This window comes from Frigoribacterium sp. AC759, from assembly GCF_979256015.1.
The window spans coordinates 69,174-89,518 of record NZ_CEEDMT010000003.1 but is presented as its reverse complement, the minus strand read 5'-3'; the positions used below and the strand labels follow the sequence as shown (position 1 = coordinate 89,518).

At 71.4% G+C, this 20,345-nt stretch carries 18 protein-coding genes; 13 read left to right on the top strand and 5 right to left on the bottom strand.

The features are described from left to right. Positions 1 to 72: 72 nt before the first annotated feature. A complete protein-coding gene (locus ACZ6JE_RS04875) occupies positions 73 to 1,257 on the bottom strand; it encodes a glycosyltransferase family 4 protein (RefSeq protein WP_464318340.1) in 1,185 nt (394 codons plus the stop codon). Positions 1,258 to 1,435: 178 nt separating this feature from the next. Between ACZ6JE_RS04875 and ACZ6JE_RS04870 the strand changes: the two genes are divergently transcribed. From ACZ6JE_RS04870 to ACZ6JE_RS04825, 10 genes are all read left to right on the top strand, one after another. After that, the gene (locus ACZ6JE_RS04870) at positions 1,436 to 2,554 is read left to right on the top strand and encodes a mannose-1-phosphate guanylyltransferase (RefSeq protein ID WP_320478989.1); all 1,119 of its coding nucleotides are present in this window, start codon (positions 1,436 to 1,438) and stop codon (positions 2,552 to 2,554) included. A 163-nt stretch (positions 2,555 to 2,717) separates the two neighbouring features. Further along, complete coding sequence (locus ACZ6JE_RS04865; RefSeq protein ID WP_192058586.1) at positions 2,718 to 3,806, top strand: BMP family lipoprotein; 1,089 nt, start codon at positions 2,718 to 2,720, stop codon at positions 3,804 to 3,806. Positions 3,807 to 3,961: 155 nt separating this feature from the next. Next, a complete protein-coding gene (locus tag ACZ6JE_RS04860; protein ID WP_192058584.1) occupies positions 3,962 to 5,482 on the top strand; it encodes an ABC transporter ATP-binding protein in 1,521 nt (506 codons plus the stop codon). Then, on the top strand, positions 5,479 to 6,768 hold the full coding sequence (locus ACZ6JE_RS04855; protein ID WP_192058582.1) for an ABC transporter permease: 1,290 nt from the start codon (positions 5,479 to 5,481) through the stop codon (positions 6,766 to 6,768). The genes ACZ6JE_RS04860 and ACZ6JE_RS04855 overlap by 4 nt, the downstream gene beginning before the upstream one ends. Further along, entirely contained in the window at positions 6,765 to 8,054 is a 1,290-nt protein-coding gene (locus tag ACZ6JE_RS04850; RefSeq protein ID WP_464318339.1) for an ABC transporter permease, read from the top strand. The genes ACZ6JE_RS04855 and ACZ6JE_RS04850 overlap by 4 nt, the downstream gene beginning before the upstream one ends. Next, positions 8,051 to 8,470, top strand: coding sequence for a cytidine deaminase (locus tag ACZ6JE_RS04845; protein ID WP_464318338.1), 420 nt, complete (start codon positions 8,051 to 8,053; stop codon positions 8,468 to 8,470). The genes ACZ6JE_RS04850 and ACZ6JE_RS04845 overlap by 4 nt, the downstream gene beginning before the upstream one ends. Before the next feature lie 115 nt (positions 8,471 to 8,585). Then, positions 8,586 to 9,878, top strand: a complete 1,293-nt coding sequence (locus tag ACZ6JE_RS04840; RefSeq protein WP_464318337.1) for a thymidine phosphorylase — start codon at positions 8,586 to 8,588, stop codon at positions 9,876 to 9,878. 48 nt (positions 9,879 to 9,926) lie between these two features. Beyond that, complete coding sequence (locus tag ACZ6JE_RS04835; protein WP_243213618.1) at positions 9,927 to 11,051, top strand: adenosine deaminase; 1,125 nt, start codon at positions 9,927 to 9,929, stop codon at positions 11,049 to 11,051. A gap of 1 nt (position 11,052) precedes the next feature. Next, positions 11,053 to 11,499, top strand: coding sequence for a PTS sugar transporter subunit IIA (locus ACZ6JE_RS04830; protein ID WP_320476898.1), 447 nt, complete (start codon positions 11,053 to 11,055; stop codon positions 11,497 to 11,499). 43 nt (positions 11,500 to 11,542) lie between these two features. Continuing rightward, complete coding sequence (locus tag ACZ6JE_RS04825) at positions 11,543 to 11,815, top strand: PTS sugar transporter subunit IIB (protein WP_192058570.1); 273 nt, start codon at positions 11,543 to 11,545, stop codon at positions 11,813 to 11,815. 29 nt (positions 11,816 to 11,844) lie between these two features. Here ACZ6JE_RS04825 and ACZ6JE_RS04820 read toward each other — a convergent pair whose 3' ends face one another. The 4 genes from ACZ6JE_RS04820 to ACZ6JE_RS04805 all read right to left on the bottom strand — a co-directional run bounded on the left by ACZ6JE_RS04820 (position 11,845) and on the right by ACZ6JE_RS04805 (position 17,003). Beyond that, entirely contained in the window at positions 11,845 to 13,530 is a 1,686-nt protein-coding gene (locus ACZ6JE_RS04820; protein ID WP_464318336.1) for a phospho-sugar mutase, read from the bottom strand. Then, positions 13,527 to 14,360, bottom strand: a complete 834-nt coding sequence (locus ACZ6JE_RS04815) for a purine-nucleoside phosphorylase (RefSeq protein WP_320478992.1) — start codon at positions 14,358 to 14,360, stop codon at positions 13,527 to 13,529. Before ACZ6JE_RS04815 ends, ACZ6JE_RS04820 begins: the two co-directional genes overlap by 4 nt. Before the next feature lie 116 nt (positions 14,361 to 14,476). Next, positions 14,477 to 16,234, bottom strand: a complete 1,758-nt coding sequence (locus ACZ6JE_RS04810) for an acetyl/propionyl/methylcrotonyl-CoA carboxylase subunit alpha (RefSeq protein WP_192058564.1) — start codon at positions 16,232 to 16,234, stop codon at positions 14,477 to 14,479. A 79-nt stretch (positions 16,235 to 16,313) separates the two neighbouring features. After that, positions 16,314 to 17,003, bottom strand: coding sequence for a Maf family protein (locus ACZ6JE_RS04805; protein WP_464318335.1), 690 nt, complete (start codon positions 17,001 to 17,003; stop codon positions 16,314 to 16,316). A gap of 26 nt (positions 17,004 to 17,029) precedes the next feature. Between ACZ6JE_RS04805 and ACZ6JE_RS04800 the strand changes: the two genes are divergently transcribed. The 3 genes from ACZ6JE_RS04800 (at position 17,030) to ACZ6JE_RS04790 (ending at position 20,341) form a co-directional block, all read left to right on the top strand. Beyond that, positions 17,030 to 18,271, top strand: coding sequence for a class I SAM-dependent RNA methyltransferase (locus tag ACZ6JE_RS04800; RefSeq protein WP_464318334.1), 1,242 nt, complete (start codon positions 17,030 to 17,032; stop codon positions 18,269 to 18,271). Between the two features lie 119 nt (positions 18,272 to 18,390). Beyond that, positions 18,391 to 19,095, top strand: coding sequence for a response regulator transcription factor (locus ACZ6JE_RS04795; RefSeq protein WP_463463112.1), 705 nt, complete (start codon positions 18,391 to 18,393; stop codon positions 19,093 to 19,095). Beyond that, positions 19,085 to 20,341, top strand: a complete 1,257-nt coding sequence (locus ACZ6JE_RS04790) for an ATP-binding protein (RefSeq protein ID WP_463463111.1) — start codon at positions 19,085 to 19,087, stop codon at positions 20,339 to 20,341. Before ACZ6JE_RS04795 ends, ACZ6JE_RS04790 begins: the two co-directional genes overlap by 11 nt. Positions 20,342 to 20,345 lie beyond the last annotated feature (4 nt).

The window sequence follows — 20,345 nt, the reverse complement described above, 5'->3', positions numbered from 1 at the left end:
CGCCGTGTGTGTTCTCAGAACGCCCTCAGTCTATGTTCGAGGCCCGTCGCGGCGCCGCCAAGGCCCGCCTAACTAGTTCGATGTCGAGACACCGCGATCACGGTCGGGAGCGGCGCGTCGGAGGGCCGCGGGCAGGGGCGCGTGCACCGATCGGCGGGCGTCGGCGTAGTGCTCCAGCAGCTCGTCGCCGAGGCGCTCCCAGGTGCGGCCGACGACAGCGCGCCTCCCCGCCTCGCCGAATCGGGCGCGCAGCTCGGGCTCCTCGACGAGGCGGCGCACGGCTCGGCGGAGCGAGTGGTCGTGTCGGGGGTCGACGAGGTAGCCGTCCACACCGTGCCGCACCAGGTCGAGGGGCCCGCCCGCGGCCGGTGCGACGACCGGCAGTCCGCTGGCGTGCGCCTCCTGCACCGTCTGACCGAAGGTCTCGGTCGTGCCCGTGTGCACGAAGACGTCGAGCGCGGCGTAGGCCGTGGCGAGCTCGGAGCCGTGCAGCGGTCCCGTGAAGACCGGGTCGAGGTGGCGGAGGCGACGGCGCAGCCCGGGGAGGCTCGGGCCTCCGCCGATGACGGCCAGACGCATTCCGTCGACGCCGCGCAGGGCGGCGAGCCGGTCGAGCTCCTTCTCGGCCGCGAGGCGCCCGACGTAGCCGACGACGACCTCGTCGGGGCGGGCCAGCCCGGCCCGGAACGCCGCGGCCTCGGGCGAGTGCCGGTTGTTGGGGTGGTACCGGACCGAGTCGACGCCTCGTCCCCAGGTCGCCAGGCGGCGGACGCCCACGGCCTCGAGGTCTCGCCGGGAGGCGGTCGACGGCACGAGGGTCAGCGTCGCCTGCTCGTGGATCCGCCGGACGAGACGCCAGACCAAGGAGGCGGCGGTCGCCCCGAGCCCGGAGGTCGAGGCGTACCGCGCCACGTCGGTCTGGAAGACGGCGACGCTGGGGACGCCGAGACGCGCTGCCGCGGAGATGGCCTGGGCCCCGAGGAGGAACGGCGACGCAGCGTGCACCACGTCGGGTGCGAAGGCCGCGATGGCGCCGGCGACGAGGGGGTTGGGCAGCCCCACCGGGAATTGCCGGTAGGCCACCGACGGCACCCGGTGGACGGGGAACCCGGCGTACGAGTCGTGCCCGCGACCGGCGGGGGCGATGATCAGGGCCTCGTGACCCCGGGCGGCGAGATGGTCGAGCACGCGGAGCACGCTGGTCGTGACCCCGTTCACGGTCGGGAGGAAGCTCTCGGTCACGACGACGACTCTCAAACGGTGCTCCTCGGCTCGCGGTGAGCCCAGGCTGACGCCGCGACGTGTCGTCCTCGTCTCGACGCCGTGGCCGACGGATGGCGGCTGCGTGAACGCCCGGGTGAGCGGACGGGTGACCGCGTCGTCCACCGGCGGCCGACGGCGCGGCCCGGCGCGGTGCCCTCAGTAGGGTGGGGGGATGACGACCCAGAGCAGCCTCGACCGGTTCTACAGCATCATTCCGGCCGGCGGGATCGGCTCACGGCTCTGGCCCCTGAGCCGCGCCGACGCCCCGAAGTTCCTGCACGACCTCACCGGCAGCGGCTCGACCCTGCTGCGCGGCACCTGGGACCGCCTCGCGCCGCTCAACGGCGAGCAGCGCATCATGGTCGTCACCGGCCGGGCGCACCGCGCCGCGGTCGAGCGCCAGCTGCCCGACCTCGAAGACCACAACGTCGTGCTCGAGAGCGAGCCGAAAGACAGCACGGCCGCCATCGGACTCGCGGCCGCCATCCTCCGACGCCGCGAGCCCGACGTGATCGTCGGCTCGTTCGCCGCCGATCACGTGATCGCCGACACCCGCGGCTTCGCGCGCGCCGTCCGCGAGGCCATCGTCGTCGCCGACGAGGGGTACATCGCCACGATCGGCATCACGCCGACCGAGCCGGCCATCGGCTTCGGCTACATCCACGTCGGCGGGCCGCTCGCCGTCGAGGGCGCGCCGTCCGCGCGCATGGTCGAGTCGTTCGTCGAGAAGCCCGACCTCGAGACCGCCGAGGCGTACGTCGCCGGGGGCGACTACCTCTGGAACGGGGGCATGTTCATCGCACGCGCCGACCGCCTCCTCGAGCAGCTCGGTCAGACGGATCCCGCTCTGCTCGCCGGCATCGAAGAGCTCGCCGAGGCCTGGGACACCCCGCGGCGCGGCGCCGTCGTCGACGCCGTCTGGCCCGCCCTCGAGAAGATCGCGATCGACTACACGGTGGCCGAACCCGCTGCGGCGGCAGGGCGGCTGGCGGTCGTGCCCGGCGACTTCGACTGGGACGACGTGGGCGACTTCGCCTCGATCGCCAAGCTGCACTCCGGCGGGCGCAAGAGCGACCTGGCGATCCTGGGCGAGAACGCCCGGGTGCTCGCCGACGCGTCGAGCGGCATCGTCGTCGCCGGCAGCGACCGGCTGATCTCGCTGATCGGCGTGAACGACATCATCGTCGTCGACACCCCCGACGCCCTGCTCGTCACGACGACGGCCAACGCCCAGCGGGTCAAGTCCGTCGTCGACGCCTTGAAGCTCAGCGGTCGCAGCGACGTCCTCTGACCCATCGCGGCGTCGCTTCGTTTCGTCTTCGTTTCGCGCCGGTCCCGCTTGTGTAACGGGACGGCATCACTGCACCGGGACGGCCGTGAGCGCTCGTCGCAATGAGTAACCTGACAGCCATACGTGCCCGGCTCAGCTGCCGGGCTGCATCTTGGAGGACAACTTGACTACAACTGCGCGCAAGGCCGTGCTCAGCGGTATCGCCCTGTTCGGCACCGCGGCGATCCTGGCCGGCTGTGCCTCGGCTCCCGAAGAGTCCGAGGGCGGCTCGTCGAACGGCGCCTCGAGCGACTTCGTCCCCTGCATGGTGTCCGACGCCGGCGGGTTCGACGACAAGTCGTTCAACCAGCTCGGCTTCGAGGGCCTGACCGAGGCCGCGGAGGAGATCGGTGCGACCCCGAAGACCGTCGAGTCCGCCGACGAGACCGTCTACGACGCCAACCTCACCAACCTCGCCTCGCAGGGCTGCAACCTGATCGTCACGGTCGGCTTCGCGCTCTCCGACGCGACCGGCACGGCGGCGGCGGCGAACCCCGACATCGACTACGCGACGATCGACGACGCGGCGAACGACGCCGAGAACGTCCGTCCCATCACCTTCAACACCTCGGAGGCGGCGTTCCTCGCGGGCTACGCGGCGGCCAGCTTCACGAAGACCGGCACCGTCGGCACCTTCGGCGGCATGCAGTTCCCGACCGTCACCATCTTCATGGACGGCTTCGCGGACGGCGTCGAGTACTACAACGAGCAGAAGGACGCCGACGTCAAGACGGTCGGCTGGGACGTCGCGAGCCAGACCGGCACCTTCACGGGCGGGTTCGAGGCCGGCACGGTCGCGAAGCAGAGCGCCCAGACGCTGATCGAGCAGGGCGCCGACGTGATCCTGCCCGTCGGCGGACCGATCTACCAGAGCGCCGCCGAGGCGATCCGCGACTCGGGCGACGAGATCGTGCTGATCGGCGCCGACAGTGACACCTACGAGACGGACAGCGCCAACAGCGACCTGTTCCTGACCTCCGTGCTCAAGGGCATCAAGCAGGCGACCGACGACGTCACCAGCCAGGCCGCCTCCGGCGACTTCACGAACGAGCCCTACGTCGGCACGCTCGAGAACGACGGCGTCGGCATCGCGCCGTTCCACGACTACGAGGACCAGGTCGACTCCGGCCTGCAGGACGAGCTGGACGACATCGAGGCCGGCATCATCGACGGTTCGATCGAGGTCGAGTCGCCCTCCGCCCTCACCGAGTAACGACGCACCACCCGTCATCGATTAGCATCGACTGACCCAGGGCCGGGAGCGACGGTCACCCCGTCGCTCCCGGCCCTCGCAACGCCTCCGGCCGCACGCCGACCCGACGTGCCCCGGCGCCCTACCCATCACCCGACCCGAGGTAGACACCTGAGATGAAGCTCGAACTGCGGGGCATCACGAAGCGCTTCGGCGCACTCACCGCCAACGACCACATCAGCCTGACGGTCGAGCCGGGTGAGATCCACTGCCTGCTCGGCGAGAACGGCGCCGGCAAGTCGACTCTGATGAACGTCCTCTACGGCCTGTACCAGGCCGACGAGGGCGACATCCTCCTGGACGACGTCGTCCAGGACTTCGCAGGCCCCGGCGACGCGATGGCCGCGGGCATCGGCATGGTCCACCAGCACTTCATGCTCGTCCCCGTGTTCACCGTGGCCGAGAACGTCATGCTCGGCCACGAGCAGACGAAGGCCGGCGGTCTGCTCGACCTGGCAGCCGCCCGGGCGAAGGTCCGCGAGATCAGCAGCCGCTTCGGCTTCGACGTCGACCCCGACGCGCTCGTCGAGGAGCTCCCCGTCGGCGTGCAGCAGCGGGTCGAGATCATCAAGGCCCTGTCGCGCGACGCCAAGGTGCTCGTCTTCGACGAGCCGACGGCAGTGCTCACCCCGCAGGAGACCGACGAGCTCATGGTCATCATGCGTCAGCTGCGCGACGCGGGCACGGCCATCGTCTTCATCACCCACAAGCTGCGCGAGGTCCGCGAGGTCGCGACCCGCATCACGGTCATCCGTCTCGGCCAGGTCGTCGGCGAGGCCGAGCCGAGCGCCTCGAACGCCGAGCTGGCCTCGCTCATGGTCGGTCGCGCCGTCGAGCTGACCGTGCAGAAGTCCCCGGCCGAGCCCGGCGACGCGGCTCTCGTGGTCGAGAACCTCCGTGTCGTCGACCCCATCGGGCAGGTCGTCGTCGACGACGTCTCGTTCGAGGTCCGCCGCGGCGAGATCCTCGCGATCGCCGGCGTGCAGGGCAACGGCCAGACCGAGCTGACCGAGGCCATCCTCGGTCTGCAGCCCCGTGTCGAGGGCCGCGTGTCGCTCGACGGCAACGACATCACGGGGCGCAGCGTCCGCCAGGTGCTCGACGCCGGCGTCGGCTTCGTCCCGGAGGATCGCAACCAGGACGGACTCGTCGGCGAGTTCACCGTCGCCGAGAACCTCATGCTCGACCGCTCGCAGTCCGGTCCGTTCGTGAAGCGCGGCTCGCTGAAGCTCGCGCAGCTCGCCGCCTTCGCGGTCGAGAAGGTGCGCGAGTTCGACATCCGCACCCAGGGCATCGCGACTCCCGCGGGTCGCCTCTCGGGCGGCAACCAGCAGAAGGTCGTCCTGGCACGCGAGCTCAGCCGCGATCTGCGACTGTTCGTCGCCGCGCAGCCCACCCGGGGGATCGACGTCGGTTCGATCGAGTTCGTCCACAAGCGCATCGTCGAGACGCGCGATCGCGGCGTCCCCGTGATCGTCGTCTCGACCGAGCTCGACGAGGTCGCCGCTCTGGCTGACCGCATCGCGGTGATGTACCGCGGAACGATCGTCGGCATCGTGCCGGCGAACACGCCCCGCGAGGTGCTGGGGCTCATGATGGCCGGCGAGATGCCGCACGGAACGGAGCAGGCAGCGTGAGCGACGCCACCACCACGACGTCGGGCACGACGCCCCCGAGCACGCCTGGCGCCACGCCCGGTGCCGGCGCCGAGGGCGGCGACTCGCGCGGGTCGCGCCTCCTGAGGGAGCTCACGACCGGCAACGCCGCGATCTCGGTGCTCGCCGTCGTGCTCGCCCTGATCGTCTCGGGTCTCCTGATCGGCTTCACCGATCAGGACGTCCAGAGCACGATGGGCTACTTCTTCTCGCGCCCGACGGACTTCCTCCAGGCCTTCGGGTCGGCGGTCGGCGGGTCGTATTCTTCGCTGTTCCAGGGTGCGGTGTACAACTTCCGGGTCGACGGCTTCGCGAACGGGATCCGGCCGCTGACCGAGACCCTGAACTACGCCGTGCCCCTGATCGCCGCCGGGCTCGGGGTCGCCGTCGCGTTCCGGGTCGGGCTGTTCAACATCGGCGCCCGCGGTCAGATGCTGATGGCGTCCGCCGCGGCCGGCTGGGTGGGCTTCTCGTTCCACCTCCCGCTCGCTCTGCACCTGCCCCTGGCCCTCGCGGCGGGCATCGCCGCCGGTGCCCTGTGGGGCGGCATCGTCGGTCTCCTCAAGGCCCGCACCGGCGCCCACGAGGTGATCCTGACGATCATGCTGAACTACATCGCCTTCTACCTGCTGGCGTTCATGCTCCGCACGCAGGGTCTGCTCCAGGCCCCCGGCAGCAACAACCCGAAGTCGCCCGCGACCCTCGAGACGGCGATCCTGCCCGATCTGTTCGGTCCGAGCTACGGGCTGAACTGGGGTTTCATCCTCGTGATCGCGATCACGGCCGCCGTCTGGTGGCTGATCAACCGGTCGACGCTCGGATTCCGGTTCCGGGCGGTGGGCGAGAACCCGCACGCGGCCCGCACCGCCGGCATGAACGTCAAGAACATCTACCTGTACGCGATGCTCATCTCGGGTGCGCTGGCCGGTGTCGCCGGGTCGACGCAGGTGCTCGGCACGCTCACCTCGGGCTTCACGTCGGGAATCGACGCCGGGATCGGCTTCGACGCCATCACCGTCGCGCTCCTCGGTCGTTCGCGCCCCTGGGGCGTCTTCGCGGCCGGCATCCTGTTCGGCGCCCTCAAGGCGGGCGGCTACTCGATGCAGGCGGCCAACGGCGTGCCGATCGACATCGTGCTCGTCGTGCAGTCCCTCATCGTGCTGTTCGTGGCGGCCCCGCCGCTCGTCCGCAGCATCTTCCGTCTGCCGGCCCCGGGCGCCCGTCCCGTGCGCAAGGCCTCGACCAAGGAGGCGGTGGTCACCAAGTGAGCACCCTCAGTCCCGACACCACGGCACCCGCCGCCGCGTCGCCCGATCTGGCCCGTGCGGTGAGCCGCAGCTACAAGGCCCCCATCGCGTTCGCCATCTTCACGGTGATCGCCTTCGTCCTCTTCGTCGGCTTCGGACGCGACGGTTCGAGCACCTTCCGACTCGCCACGGCACGCGACTTCTTCGCCCTGCCCGACGCGGTTCTGCCCTCGGAAGCCACGGGTCTCGTGCTCTCGATCGTGCTCGCGCTCCTCACGGCGGCGTCGGTCGCCCTGGTCGTCCGGGCGCAGCGCGTGCCGATCTGGCTGGTCGCCGTCTTCGGCGTGCTCTTCCTGGTCGCCTTCCTCACCTGGACGAGCGCCGGCGCGACGATCCCCGTGCCCGGCCTGCTGCTCGGTGCACTGGCACTCAGCACCCCGCTCATCTTCGGAGCCCTCGGCGGAGTCATCTCCGAGCGGGTGGGCGTCGTGAACGTCGCCATCGAGGGTCAGCTGCTGGCCGGCGCCTTCGTGTCGGCCCTCGTCGCCTCGGCGACCGGATCGGCGTACGTCGGTCTCGTCGGCGCCATGATCGCCGGCGTGCTCGTCTCGATGGTGCTGGCCGTCTTCAGCATCCGCTACATCGTCGACCAGGTCATCGTCGGCGTCGTGCTGAACGTCCTGGTGACGGGTCTGACCAGCTTCCTGTACTCGCAGGTGCTGGCGCGCTCCGAGTCGCTGAGCCGCGGCGTGCGGTTCCCGCAGCTGGACATCCCGGTGCTCAGCCAGATCCCGATCGTCGGGCCGGTGTTCTTCCGCCAGACGATCATCGTGTACCTGATGTACATCGCCATCGCGCTGGTGTTCTACGGTCTGTTCCGCACCCGCTGGGGTCTCCGCCTCCGTTCGGTCGGCGAGCACCCGCAGGCCGCCGACACCGTCGGCATCAAGGTCAACGCGACGCGCTTCTGGAACGTCTCGCTGGCCGGGGCGATCGCCGGGCTCGGCGGTGCCTACTTCACGCTCGGCTCGCTGGGCAACTTCCAGAAGGAGATGACGGCGGGAGCCGGCTTCATCGCGCTGGCCGCGGTCATCTTCGGTCGCTGGGATCCGATCAGGGCCACTCTCGCCGCCCTCCTCTTCGGCTTCGCGAGCAATCTGCAGAACGTGCTCGGCGCCATCGGCTCGCCGGTCCCGAGCGAGTTCATGCTGATGCTGCCGTACATCGTGACCATCTTCGCCGTCGCCGGTCTCGTCGGGCAGTCCAGGGGTCCGGCGGCGTCCGGCAAGCCCTACATCAAGTCGTGAGCGTCGTCGAGAGCACCGACTGGTCCGCGCTCCGCGACGCCGCCCGTTCGGCGATGGCCAAGGCGTACGTCCCGTACTCGAAGTTCCCGGTGGGTGCGGCCGCGCTGACCACCGACGGGCGACTCGTGTCGGGGTGCAACGTCGAGAACGCCTCGTACGGCATCACGCTCTGCGCCGAGTGCTCGCTGGTCAGCGATCTGATCATGTCGGGCGGCGGGCGCCTCGTGGCCTTCGCCTGCGTCGACGGGAACGGCGACGTGCTCATGCCGTGCGGCAGATGCCGTCAGCTGCTCTACGAGCACTCCGACGCCTCGATGGTGCTCGACACCGTCTCGGGCTTCAAGACCATCGACGAGGTCATCCCCGACGCGTTCGGGCCCCGCCAGCTCGACGAGTTCAGGGACTCGCGACCGTAACCAGACCGCGCGGGGCGACCCGCGCCTCCTCGGTGCCCTGCTCCTCCCGTCGTTCTGACATCATTCCGGAGGCGCGCCACCGGATCCGGGGAGCCGCCAGCACCGAAGGAGAATCATGGCCAGCATCGTCGAACCGTTCGACACCGTCGACCTCATCCGCGTCAAGCGCGGGTCGGGCGAGCTCAGCACCGCCCAGATCGACTGGCTGATCGACGCGTACACCCGGGGCTACGTCGGCGACGAGCAGATGGCCGCGATGACGATGGCGATCTTCCTGAACGGGATGGAGCGCCGCGAGATCCGCGACATGACCCTCGCCATGATCCGCAGCGGCGAGACCATGGACTTCGCGGGTCTGGGCAAGACCACCGTCGACAAGCACTCGACCGGGGGAGTGGGCGACAAGATCACGCTGCCGCTCGCTCCGCTCGTGGCCTCGTTCGGCGTCGCCGTGCCGCAGCTCTCGGGTCGCGGCCTCGGTCACACGGGCGGCACCCTCGACAAGCTCGAGTCGATCCCCGGCTGGCAGGCGTCGATCTCGAACGACCGGATGCGCGAGATCATGGCCGACAGCGGCGCGGTCGTCTGCGCGGCCGGTTCGGGGCTCGCGCCCGCCGATGGCAAGCTCTACGCCCTGCGCGACATCACGGGCACGGTCGAGGCCATCCCGCTGATCGCGTCGTCGATCATGAGCAAGAAGATCGCCGAGGGCACCGCCGCGCTTGTGCTCGACGTGAAGTTCGGCTCGGGGGCGTTCATCCAGGACATCGACCAGTCGCGTCTGCTCGCTCGCACCATGGTCGACCTCGGAACGGACGCCGGCGTGGCCACGACCGCGCTGCTCACCGACATGAACGTCCCGCTCGGTCTCACCATCGGGAACGCGCTCGAGGTGCGCGAATCGGTCGAGACCCTCGCCGGCGGGGGACCCGCCGACATCCGCGAGCTGACGGTCGCCCTCGCGCGCGAGATGCTCGCGTCGGCGGGTCTGCCCGACGCCGACGTCGAGGCCGCCCTCGACGACGGGCGCGCCATGGACGCCTGGAACCGCATGATCCGAGCACAGGGCGGCGACCCCGACGCCGAGCTGCCGACCGCCCGCGAGACCCAGGTCGTGACCGCCGAGCGCTCCGGGTTCCTCACCGAGCAGCACGCCCTGCCGTTCGGCATCGCGGCCTGGCGGCTCGGTGCGGGGCGGGCGCGCAAGCAGGACCCGGTGCAGGCCGCGGCCGGCATCGAGCTGCACGCCAAGCCCGGCGACGCCGTCGTGGCGGGGCAGCCGCTCTTCACCCTGCACACCGACGAGCCGGAGCGGTTCGACCGCGCCCTCGAGGCCGTCCAGGGCGGCTGGGCGATCGGCGACGAGGCGCCGGCTGCGCGCCGCATCGTCGCGGAGCGCATCGCGTAGCAGGCGGCGTCCAGATCCGAGGTCGCGGGCGCGAGTAGATTGAGCCGTATGAGCGCACCGGACAAGGACTACCGCATGCCCGACGGGGGGCCGAGGCTCGCCTCGTTGCCGAAGGTGTCGTTGCACGACCACCTCGACGGCGGCCTCCGCCCCGAGACCGTCGTCGAGCTGGCCGCCGAGGCGGGTCTCGATCTGCCGGTGCAGGGCGGGGCGCAGGCTCTCGGACGCTGGTTCGTCGAGTCGGCGTCGGCCGGCAATCTGCCCGACTACCTCGCCACGTTCGACGTGACCGTCGGGGTCATGCAGACCGCCGCCGCGCTCGAGCGCGTGGCCCGCGAGTTCGTGCTCGACCTCGCGGCCGACGGCGTCGTCCACGCCGAGATCCGCTGGGCGCCCGAGCAGCACCTCCGCGGTGGTCTCTCCCTCGACGACGCCGTCGCCGCCGTCCAGTCGGGGATCGACGATGCGGTCGACGAACTCGCCGACGGCGGGCACGAGCTGTCGGTCGGTCAGATCCTGACCGCCCTGCGGCACGGCGACCGCTCGCTCGAGATCGCCACACTGGCGGTCCGTCACCGCGAGACGGGGGTCGTCGGCTTCGACATCGCCGGGCCCGAAGAGGGGCACCCGGCCGGGGCGCATCGAGCCGCGTTCGACCTCCTGGCCCGTGAGTTCTTCCCCGTCACCGTGCACGCCGGCGAGGCCGACGGCCTCGACAGCATCCGCGGGGCCCTCCTCGACGGCCGGGCGCTGCGTCTCGGTCACGGGGTCCGCCTCGCAGAGGACATCCGGGTCGTCCGCAACCGCGGCGACCAGACGACCGTCGAGCTGGGGCCGATCGCGGCGTGGGTCCGCGACCGCGAGATCGCGCTCGAGCTGTCGCCGCAGTCGAACCTCCAGACCGGGGCGATCTCGGCCTGGGGCGCCGACCTCGACGACCACCCGTTCGATCTGCTCTACCAGCTGGGCTACCGGGTGACGGTCAACACCGACAACCGCCTCATGAGCGGCACGAGCCTCAGTCGCGAGCTCGCCCTGCTGACGCAGGCGTTCGACTATTCGCTGTCCGACCTGCAGGCGTTCCAGCTGAACGCCGCCGCGGCGTCGTTCCTGCCGTTGGAGGACCGCGACGACCTCGCCGACCGCATCGTGCGCGGCTTCGAGGCGGTCTGACGTGGCGCTCCCACCGCTGCCCGACAGCGCCATCGTCATCGCGACCCGGGTCGACGACTGGCGCGAGGCCGTCCACGTCGCCGGTGCGGCACTCGTCGCCTCGGGCGCGGCCCTCGAGGGTTACGGCGACGAGATGGAGCGGATGATCGACGAGCACGGCCCGTACGTCGTCATCGCCCCGGGGCTCGCCCTGGCCCACGCGCGACCGGGTGACAGCGTCGTCCGCGACGGCCTCGCCGTCGTCACCCTCGCCGAGCCGGTGCCCTTCGGGCATCCGCACAACGACCCCGTCTCGGTCGTGCTGGGTCTCGCTCTGCCGACCGTCGGCGCTCACCTCGAGTCCGTCGCCGATCTCGCGAACGTCTTCAACGACGAGACGGTGATCCCGGCTCTGGCCGCGGCCACGACCTCGGACGAGATCAGACGCCTGATGGGCGTCCCGGCCTGAGCGCCGGCCCCGACCCCTGCTGCACCGAGACGGAAGCCATGTCATGAAGATCGTCACCATCTGCGGGGCCGGCATCGGCAGCAGCGGAATCCTCAAGGTCAACGCCGAGCGGGTGCTCGCCCGTCTCGACATCGAGGCCGACGTGGTGGCCGCCGACATCGGCTCCATCTCGACGGTCGCCGACGACGCGCAGGTCATCCTGACTTCGGCCGAGTTCGTGGAGGCGATCGGCAGCACATTCGCCGACGTGATCGTCATCCAGAACCACTTCGACCAGCAGGAGCTCACCGAGAAGCTGCAGAAGTCGCTCGGCTGAGCGACGCCCGGGCTGCGCGCCCCCGACCCTCAGGCCAGGAGCGCGCGCATCCCCGCCTCCAGGTCGGCGACCGCGGCCTCGGCGGCTGCGCGTCTGGTGATCGCATCGCCCTCGGTGCTCGAGGCGTCGATGTAGACCTTGAGCTTCGGCTCGGTGCCGCTCGGGCGCACGATGACCCTCGAGCCGTCGGTCAGCCAGTACCGCAGGATGTCCCCGGCGGGGAACGCACCGAATCCGTCGCGGAAGTCGTCGACGCGGTCGACGCGTCGTGAGCCGATCGTCGAGGGCGGCGACTGCCGGAGGCGCGATGTGAGGGCGCCGATCGTCGCGAGGTCGTCGACGCGGAGGGAGACCTGCGCCGAGGCGTAGGCCCCGAACCGCTCGTCGAACGCGACGAGGTGCTCGCCCAGGCTGGAGCCCGCCGTGTGCAGCTCGGTGGAGAGGGCGAGCAGGTCGACGGCCGCCGAGATGCCGTCCTTGTCGCGGACGACCTCGGGGTCGACGAGGTAGCCGAGCGCCTCCTCGTAGCCGTAGAGGAGGCCGCCGACCCGCGACACCCACTTGAAGCCGGTGAGCGTGTCGACGTAGTCGAGGTCGTAGACCCGGGCGATCTCGCGGAGCGCCGGCGACGAGACGATGCTCGCCGCGAGCGTGCCGTCGGTGTCGGTGCGCCGCGCGCGTTCCGCAGCGCGCCAGCCGAGGATCGCTCCGACCTCGTTGCCGCTCAGTCGACGCCAGCCGCCCTCTGACGGGACGGCGACGGCGAGACGGTCGGCGTCGGGGTCGTTCGCGATGATCAGGTCGGCGCCGACCCGGTCGGCCGTGGCGTAGGAGAGGTCCATCGCGCCGGGCTCCTCCGGGTTGGGGAACGCGACCGTGGGGAACGCAGCGTCGGGGGCGCTCTGCTCGCTGACGGGGATCGGCTCGGCGAACCCGGCGGTCGCGAACACCCGGCGCGCGACCTCCCATCCGACGCCGTGCAGGGCCGTGTAGACCACCCTCGGCTGGCGGCCCGTCGACGAGGTGCCGGCGACGGCGGCCGTCCGTCGGACGTACTCCATGACGAGGTCGTCACCCGCCACGCTGTAGTCGTCGGATCGGGCGATGTCGGCGACCGACGATCGCGCGGCCTCGTCGATGCGGGCGGCGATCTCGCCGTCGACGGGCGACACGATCTGCGATCCGTCGTCGACGCCGCCGAGGTAGACCTTGTAGCCGTTGTCCTGCGGCGGGTTGTGACTCGCCGTGACCATCACGCCGGCGCTGACGTCGAGCTGACGGACGGCGAAGGCGAGCACGGGGGTGGGGAGCGCCCGCGGGAGGATCGTGGCCCGGACGCCCGCCGCGGCCATGATCTCGGCGGTGTCGCGGGCGAACACGTCGGAGTTCCTGCGCCCGTCGTAGCCGATGACGATCGACGGCTCGCTCTCGCGCCCGGTCAGGAACGCCGCGAAACCGGCGGCGGCCTGGGCGACCAGCACGCGGTTCATGCGCTGCGGACCGGCCCCGAGGGCCCCGCGCAGCCCGGCCGTGCCGAACTGGAGGCGCCCGGTGAAGCGGTCGCCGAGGTCGTCGGCCGCGTCGGCGTCGCCGTCGCGGGCCCGCGTGATCAGGGCGTCGAGCTCGTCGCGGGTCTCGACGTCGGGGTCCTGGTCGCGCCAGGCGACGGCGAGGGCGAGCAGTGCGTCGCCGCCGGTCTGCGCGGTACGGCTCACAGCGCGGCCACGATGCGGGCGAGGAGGTCGCTGATCACGGGCTCGGCCTCGCGGCCGGCCTCGAGCACCTCCTGATGGCTGAGCGGCGTGGTCTGGATGCCCGCCGCGAGGTTCGTGATGAGCGACATGCCGAGGATCTCCATGCCGGCCTGACGGGCCGCGATCGCCTCGAGCGCCGTCGACATGCCGACGATGTGACCACCGATGGCCTTGGCCATCTGCACCTCTGCGGGGGTCTCGTAGTGCGGCCCGCGGAACTGCGTGTACACGCCCTCGTCGAGCGAGGGATCGATCGACCGGGCGACGTCGCGCAGCCGCTTCGAGTACAGATCGGTCAGATCGATGAAGGTCGCGCCCTCGAGGGGCGAGTCGGCCGTGAGGTTGATGTGATCGCTGATCAGGACGGGAGTGCCGGGCTTCCAGGTCTCGCGGATGCCGCCGGCGCCGTTCGTGAGGATCATCGTGGTGGCCCCCGTCGCTGCGGCGGTGCGGACGCTGTGCACCACCCGGCGGACGCCGTGGTTCTCGTAGTAGTGCGTGCGGGCGCCGATCACGAGCGCGTGCTTGCCCGACGGCAGCAAGATGCTGCGGATCGAGCCCGTGTGACCCACGACCGCGGACGCGCTGAAGCCGGTGATCTCGGTGGCGGGGACCTCGGCGACGGTCTCGCCGATCAGGTCGGCGGCCTTGGCCCAGCCGCTGCCCAGGGTCAGGGCGATGTCGTGGTGGGCGACGCCGGTCTTGTCGGCGATCTCGGCGGCGGCGGTGCGGGCGACCTCGAAGGGGTCTGCGGCGCGGTCGTCGAGCGGGTGCATGGTGGTCTCGGACATGCCCACCACTCTAGAGTCTGCGGCCGTCCCGACCTGCTCGACCCGCGCCTCCTCGGCGCTCCTCCCTGAGTCGGGATGCGCTGCACCGGATCGGGGGAGGAGGGCGCCGGGGGCGATCAGTCGATGCTGAGCAGCACGTGACCCGACGAGACGGTCTGGCCGACCGTGGCGTCGATCCCCGAGACGACGCCGTCGCGGTGGGCGGCGACGGGCTGCTCCATCTTCATGGCCTCGAGCACGAGCACGAGGTCGCCCTTGACGACCTGCTGACCCTCGGTCACGGCGAGCTTCACGACGGTGGCCTGCATCGGCGACGTGACGGACGAGCCGGTCGCCGTCACGACACCCGAGCGGGAGGCCCCGCGGCGCTTCGGGGCGACCGAAGGAGGCGCGGTGCGGGCACCGAGACCGGCCGGCAGCGAGACCTCGACCCGCTTGCCACCCACCTCGACGACGACGGTCGTGCGCTCGTCGTCGGGTCGGGGGGCCTCGGCCTCGCCGCTCCAGGCGGGGATGGTGTTGTCGAACTCGGTCTCGATCCAGCGGGTGTAGATCGAGAACGGGGCGCCGTCGGCCGGCGCGAAGGCCGGGTCGTCGACGATGGCACGGTGGAACGGGAGGACGGTGGGGAGCCCGGCGACCTCGAACTCGGCCAGGGCCCGGCGCGAACGCTCGAGCGCGACCTCACGCGTGGGGCCGGTGACGATCAGCTTGGCGAGCAGCGAGTCGAACGAGCCGCTGATCTCGTCGCCGGCCTGAACGCCGCTGTCGACGCGCACGCCCGGCCCGCCCGGGGCCTTGAAGACGTGGACCGGGCCGGGGGCGGGCATGAAGCCGCGACCGGCGTCCTCGCCGTTCACCCGGAACTCGAACGAGTGCCCGCGGGCGATGGGGTCGTCGTAGTCGAGCACGCCGCCCTCGGCCAGACGGAACTGCTCGCGGACGAGGTCGATGCCGGTGACCTCCTCGGAGACGGGGTGCTCGACCTGCAGGCGCGTGTTCACCTCGAGGAACGACACCGTGCCGTCCTTGCCGATGAGGAACTCGCAGGTGCCGGCGCCGACGTAGCCCACCTCGCGGAGGATGGCCTTCGAGGACTCGTACAGCGCGGCGGTCTGCTCGTCCGTCAGGAACGGCGCGGGGGCCTCCTCGACGAGCTTCTGGTGCCGACGCTGCAGCGAGCAGTCGCGCGTCGAGACGACGACGACGTTGCCGTGCTCGTCGGCGAGGCACTGGGTCTCGACGTGACGCGGCTGATCGAGGTACTTCTCGACGAAGCACTCGCCCCGGCCGAACGCCGCGACGGCCTCGCGGGTCGCCGAGTCGAACATCTCGGGGACCTCGTCGCGGGTCCGGGCGACCTTGAGGCCGCGACCCCCGCCGCCGAAGGCCGCCTTGATGGCGACGGGGAGTCCGTGCTGGTCGACGAACGCGAGCACCTCGTCGGCACCCGAGACGGGGTTGAGCGTGCCGGGGGCCAGGGGCGCGCCCACGCGCTCGGCGATGTGCCTCGCGGAGACCTTGTCGCCGAGCTGCTCGATGGCCTCGGGCGACGGCCCGATCCAGACGAGGCCGGCCGCCTGGACGGCGCGGGCGAAGTCGGCGTTCTCAGCCAGGAAGCCGTAGCCGGGGTGCACGGCGTCGGCGCCCGAGCGCCGGGCGACCGAGAGGATCTTCTCGATGACGAGGTAGGTCTCGGCGCTCGTCGAGCCGTCGAGCGCGTAGGCCTCGTCGGCGAGGCGGGCGTGCTGGGCGTCGCGATCCTGGTCGGCGTAGACGGCGACGGAGCCGATGCCGCTGTCACGCGCGGCCCGGATCACCCGGACGGCGATCTCTCCACGGTTGGCGATGAGGACCTTGCTGATACGCGGCATAGTCCCTCAGCCTATTGGGCACCTCTCACCGGTCTTTGGCTGACGTGCACAAAAAGGCGCCGGAGGCGCGTGACGAGTTCTACAAGAGACCCGCGGTCGACGAGTTCCAGAGCTCGTGCCACGGCACGCCGAACGCGCGCACCATGGCTCGGAGCTCCGGCAGCGACAGGCCGACGACGGCACTCGGCGTCCCGTCGATGCGGGTGATGAAGGCGGCCGCTCGCCCGTCGATGGTGAAGGCCCCGGCCACCTCGAGGGGCTCACCCGTGGCCACGTAGGCGGCGAGCTCGTCGGGGTCGAGATCGTCGGCGAAGGTGAGCGTCGCGCTCGCGACCCGACCCGCGCCTCCTTCGGGGTGCTCGGGGCTCCGACGGGGCGCCCCGCCCCGATGGTCGATCAGCCAGTGACCCGACCAGAGGGTGCCGTGACCGATCTCGGCCATCCGCCGCCAGCGCTCGAGGGCGATCGCGGGCTCGTGGGGCTTGCCGTGCACCTCGCCGTCGAACTCGAAGGCGGAGTCGCCGCCGAGGACGAGCCCGTCGAGGGGGAGGCCGTCGCGCCGGGTGTCGAGCACGGCCTCGGCCTTCGCCCTCGCCAGCAGCGCCACCGTCTCGGCCGCCGTCAGCGCCCGACCCGCGGCCGCTTCGGCGACGGCGACCGCCGCCTCCTCGTCGACCCCGGGGCTGATCAGGACGGGTTCGACGCCAGCCGACCGGAGCAGCGACAGACGGGCCGGGGAGGTGCTCGCCAGGAAGAGGGGAACGGTCATGTCGACCAGCCTGTCAGACTCGTCGTATGGGAGACATGCAGGGCCGAGAGGTCGAACTGGACGTGACGGGCATCGCACACGGGGGGATCTCGGTGGCGCGACTGGACGGCCGCGTCGTCTTCGTCTCGGACACGCTGCCGGGCGAGCGGGTCGTGGCGCGCATCACGGAAGACCGCAAGAAGTCGTTCTGGCGTGCCGAGACCGTGTCGGTCGTCGAGGCGAGCGAGCACCGCAGGCCTCACGTCTGGTCGGCCGCCGCGGTCGAGGTCGACCCCTCGGCGCGGGCCGGCGGCGCCGAGTTCGGACACATCGACCTGGCCCATCAGCGCGAGCTCAAGAGGCAGGTTCTCCGCGATGCGCTGACCCGCACCGGCGGTCTCGACGCCGAGCGGTCCGACGTCGAGGTCGCGGCCCTGCCGGGTGACGACGAGCGCGGCGGCACCGGCTGGCGCACGCGCGTGCGACTGCACGTCGACGCCGACGGACGCACGGGGCCGTACGCGGCACGGTCGCACACGGTCGTGCAGGTCGACGACCTCCCGCTCGCGACTCCCGAGCTCGTCGAGGCGGCGCCGCTCGGCGACGCCTTCCCGGGTGAGGCCCACATCGACGTGCTGGCCCCGAGCGTCGGCGGCGCCCGTCTCGTCATCGGCGACCAGTCGCGCACCACGATCTACGAGACGGTCGGCGACCGCGAGTTCCGACTCGACGACCGGGGCTTCTGGCAGGTGCACCGCGAGGCCGCCACGACGCTGACGGAGGCCGTCCAGCAGTCGATCCGACCCGACCTGTTCGACCCGAAGGCCGCGAACCTCGACCTCTACGGCGGCGTCGGCCTGCTCGCCGCGGCCGTCGGTGACGCCTTCGGCGCGGGGACCCGCATCACCAGCGTCGAGAGCGACGAACGCGCCACCGAGCACGCGTCCGAGAACCTCGCCGACTGGCTCGGCGCCTCGGCGGTGACCGGGCGGGTCGAGCGCTGGATCCGCCAGACCGCCGCCCAGGCGGGATCCCTCGACCGTGGTCGCTACGCCGCCTCGACCGTGGTGCTCGACCCGCCGCGGTCGGGCGCCGGTCGAGACGTCGTCACGGAGATCGCCGGGCTCGTACCGGCCCAGATCGTGTACGTCGCGTGCGACCCGGTCGCCCTGGCCCGCGACATCGCCCTGTTCCGCGACCTCGGGTACGACGTCGACGCGCTCGCCGCGTACGACCTCTTCCCCAACACCCACCACGTCGAGACGGTCGCGCGGCTCGTCCGGGCCTGACCCGTCGACGCGGACCCCGAGCCCCGGACCCCGAGCCCCGACCGATATGCCGATACGATGGGGCCCGTGCACGCCCGGGGTTTCCAGGGGCCCGGACGCACGCCGAGCGAAGGAACACCGTGTCTGAGACATCGACTGATCCGAACAAGCCCGCCCCGACGACCGTGCCCGTGCGCGTCGCGATCGTCGACGATCACGAGTCGGTGCGGCTGGGCATCCAGGCGGCGTGCCAGAACGAGGGCTTCGAGGTCGTGCTGACGGCCGCCGGCGTGCAAGAGCTCGTCGAGAACCTCTCTGGCCGTGAGGTCGACGTCGTCGTGCTCGATCTGTCGCTCGGCGACGGCTCTACCGTCACCGAGAACGTCAAGCGCGTCCAGGCGACCGGCTCGGCCGTCCTGGTGCACAGCATCGCCGACCGCGTCGCGTCCGTCCGCGAGGCGCTCGCCGCCGGCGCCGCCGGCGTCATCCCGAAGTCGTCCGCCACGAAGACGGTCATGGCCGCCGTCGCGACGGTGGCCCGCGGCGACGTGCTGAACAACCTCGAGTGGGCGAGCGCGATCGACGCCGACCGCGACTTCGCGAAGGCGCAGCTCGGACGGCGCGAGCGCGAGATCCTGCACCTCTACGCCTCGGGACTGCCGCTCAAGCTCGCCGCGCAGCAGCTCGGCATCGGGTACTCGACCGCGCGCGAGTACCTCGACCGGATCCGCGTCAAGTACGTCGAGGTGGGTCGTCCCGCTCCGACCAAGGTCGACCTGCTGCGCCGTGCCGTCGAGGACGGAATCCTCCCCGGTCTCGACGCGGACGGCGGGGATGGTCGCTGACCAGGCCTCCGTCGGGCCGACGGCGCCGCCGCGTCCGTCACGGAACCCGATCAGTCGGGCGCTCCTCGAGAAGGTCGTGGGCCGGGTCGTCGGGGCCGGCGGCATCGTCTTCGGCGTGCAGACCATCCCGTCGATGGTCGACCAGATCGGGTCCATGCAAGAAGCGTGGGCGTGGTTCATCGGCATCTCGATCTTCGGCGGGTTCGTCGCCGTCGCCGTCGCGAGCATCGTCGTCCGCGGCGCCGAGACCGCTGCGGCCTTCGTCGCCATCTCGTACCTCATCGCGCTGATCACCTGGCCGCTGGCGGTGAACGACCCCAGCGCGGTGCAGACGTCGGTGCCGTGGCTCTGGTACCTCTGCACCGTCGCGACGGCTGCGGCCGCGTACGCGTTCACAGCCTGGATCGCGGTCGGGTACCTGTTCGTCGCCCCGTTGGTCTACGGCCTGATCCGTCTGACCCCCTCAGGAGGCGCGGTGTCGCTGGCGCACGCCGCCCTCGACTCGACCTACGCCGTGCTGCTCGGGGGAGCCGTGCTCATCCTGGTCGTGATCCTGCGGCAGGCGGCCGCGAACGTCGATGCGGCGCAGGCTCTCGCCGTCGCGCGCTACTCGAACGCCATCCGCGAGCACGCGACGGAGCTCGAGCGGGTCCAGGTGGACGCGATCGTGCACGACAGCGTCCTCACGACGTTCATCCAGGCCGCTCGCGCCTACTCGCCCGACGAGCGCGTCCTGGCGACGAACATGGCCCGGAACGCCGTGGCGCACCTCGCCTCGGCGGCGGCGGCGACGCCGTTCGACGAATCGACGACGACCCTCGAGTCCCTGCGCGAGCGGCTCGCCGTCGTGAGCTCCGAGATGGGGGTGTCGGTCGATCTGAAGGTGGGCGACCTCATGGGGTGCAGCGTCCCGTCCGCCGCGGCCGAGGCCCTGTACAGCGCCGCCGTGCAGGCCCTCGTCAACAGCTCGCAGCACGCCGGCCACGGGGACGGTGTCCGTCGATGGGTCGGCATCCACTCGGGCCCGGACGGCGGGGCTCTGATCGAGGTCGGCGACACCGGGCACGGCTTCGACCCCGCCGTGGTCCCCGGGGAGCGCCTCGGCGTCCGGGTCTCCATCGTCGAGCGCCTGCGGAACGCCGGCGGACGTGCCTGCATCGACTCGCGGCCGGGCGACGGCACGATCGTCCGTCTGCTGTGGCCGAGCGGCGACATCACTCCGCCGTTGCCGGGACGGCTCTCATGAGGGT

Bases quoted from the DNA above. Each gene is read 5' to 3' on its own strand.
- ACZ6JE_RS04800 (WP_464318334.1), top strand. From the start codon at position 17,030: ATGGGAGACATGCAGGGCCGAGAGGTCGAACTGGACGTGACGGGCATC.
- ACZ6JE_RS04870 (WP_320478989.1), top strand. From the start codon at position 1,436: ATGACGACCCAGAGCAGCCTCGACCGGTTCTACAGCATCATTCCGGCC.
- ACZ6JE_RS04790 (WP_463463111.1), top strand. From the start codon at position 19,085: ATGGTCGCTGACCAGGCCTCCGTCGGGCCGACGGCGCCGCCGCGTCCG.
- ACZ6JE_RS04825 (WP_192058570.1), top strand. From the start codon at position 11,543: ATGAAGATCGTCACCATCTGCGGGGCCGGCATCGGCAGCAGCGGAATC.
- ACZ6JE_RS04815 (WP_320478992.1), bottom strand. From the start codon at position 14,360: ATGTCCGAGACCACCATGCACCCGCTCGACGACCGCGCCGCAGACCCC.
- ACZ6JE_RS04810 (WP_192058564.1), bottom strand. From the start codon at position 16,234: ATGCCGCGTATCAGCAAGGTCCTCATCGCCAACCGTGGAGAGATCGCC.
- ACZ6JE_RS04835 (WP_243213618.1), top strand. From the start codon at position 9,927: ATGAGCGCACCGGACAAGGACTACCGCATGCCCGACGGGGGGCCGAGG.
- ACZ6JE_RS04840 (WP_464318337.1), top strand. From the start codon at position 8,586: ATGGCCAGCATCGTCGAACCGTTCGACACCGTCGACCTCATCCGCGTC.
- ACZ6JE_RS04805 (WP_464318335.1), bottom strand. From the start codon at position 17,003: ATGACCGTTCCCCTCTTCCTGGCGAGCACCTCCCCGGCCCGTCTGTCG.
- ACZ6JE_RS04860 (WP_192058584.1), top strand. From the start codon at position 3,962: ATGAAGCTCGAACTGCGGGGCATCACGAAGCGCTTCGGCGCACTCACC.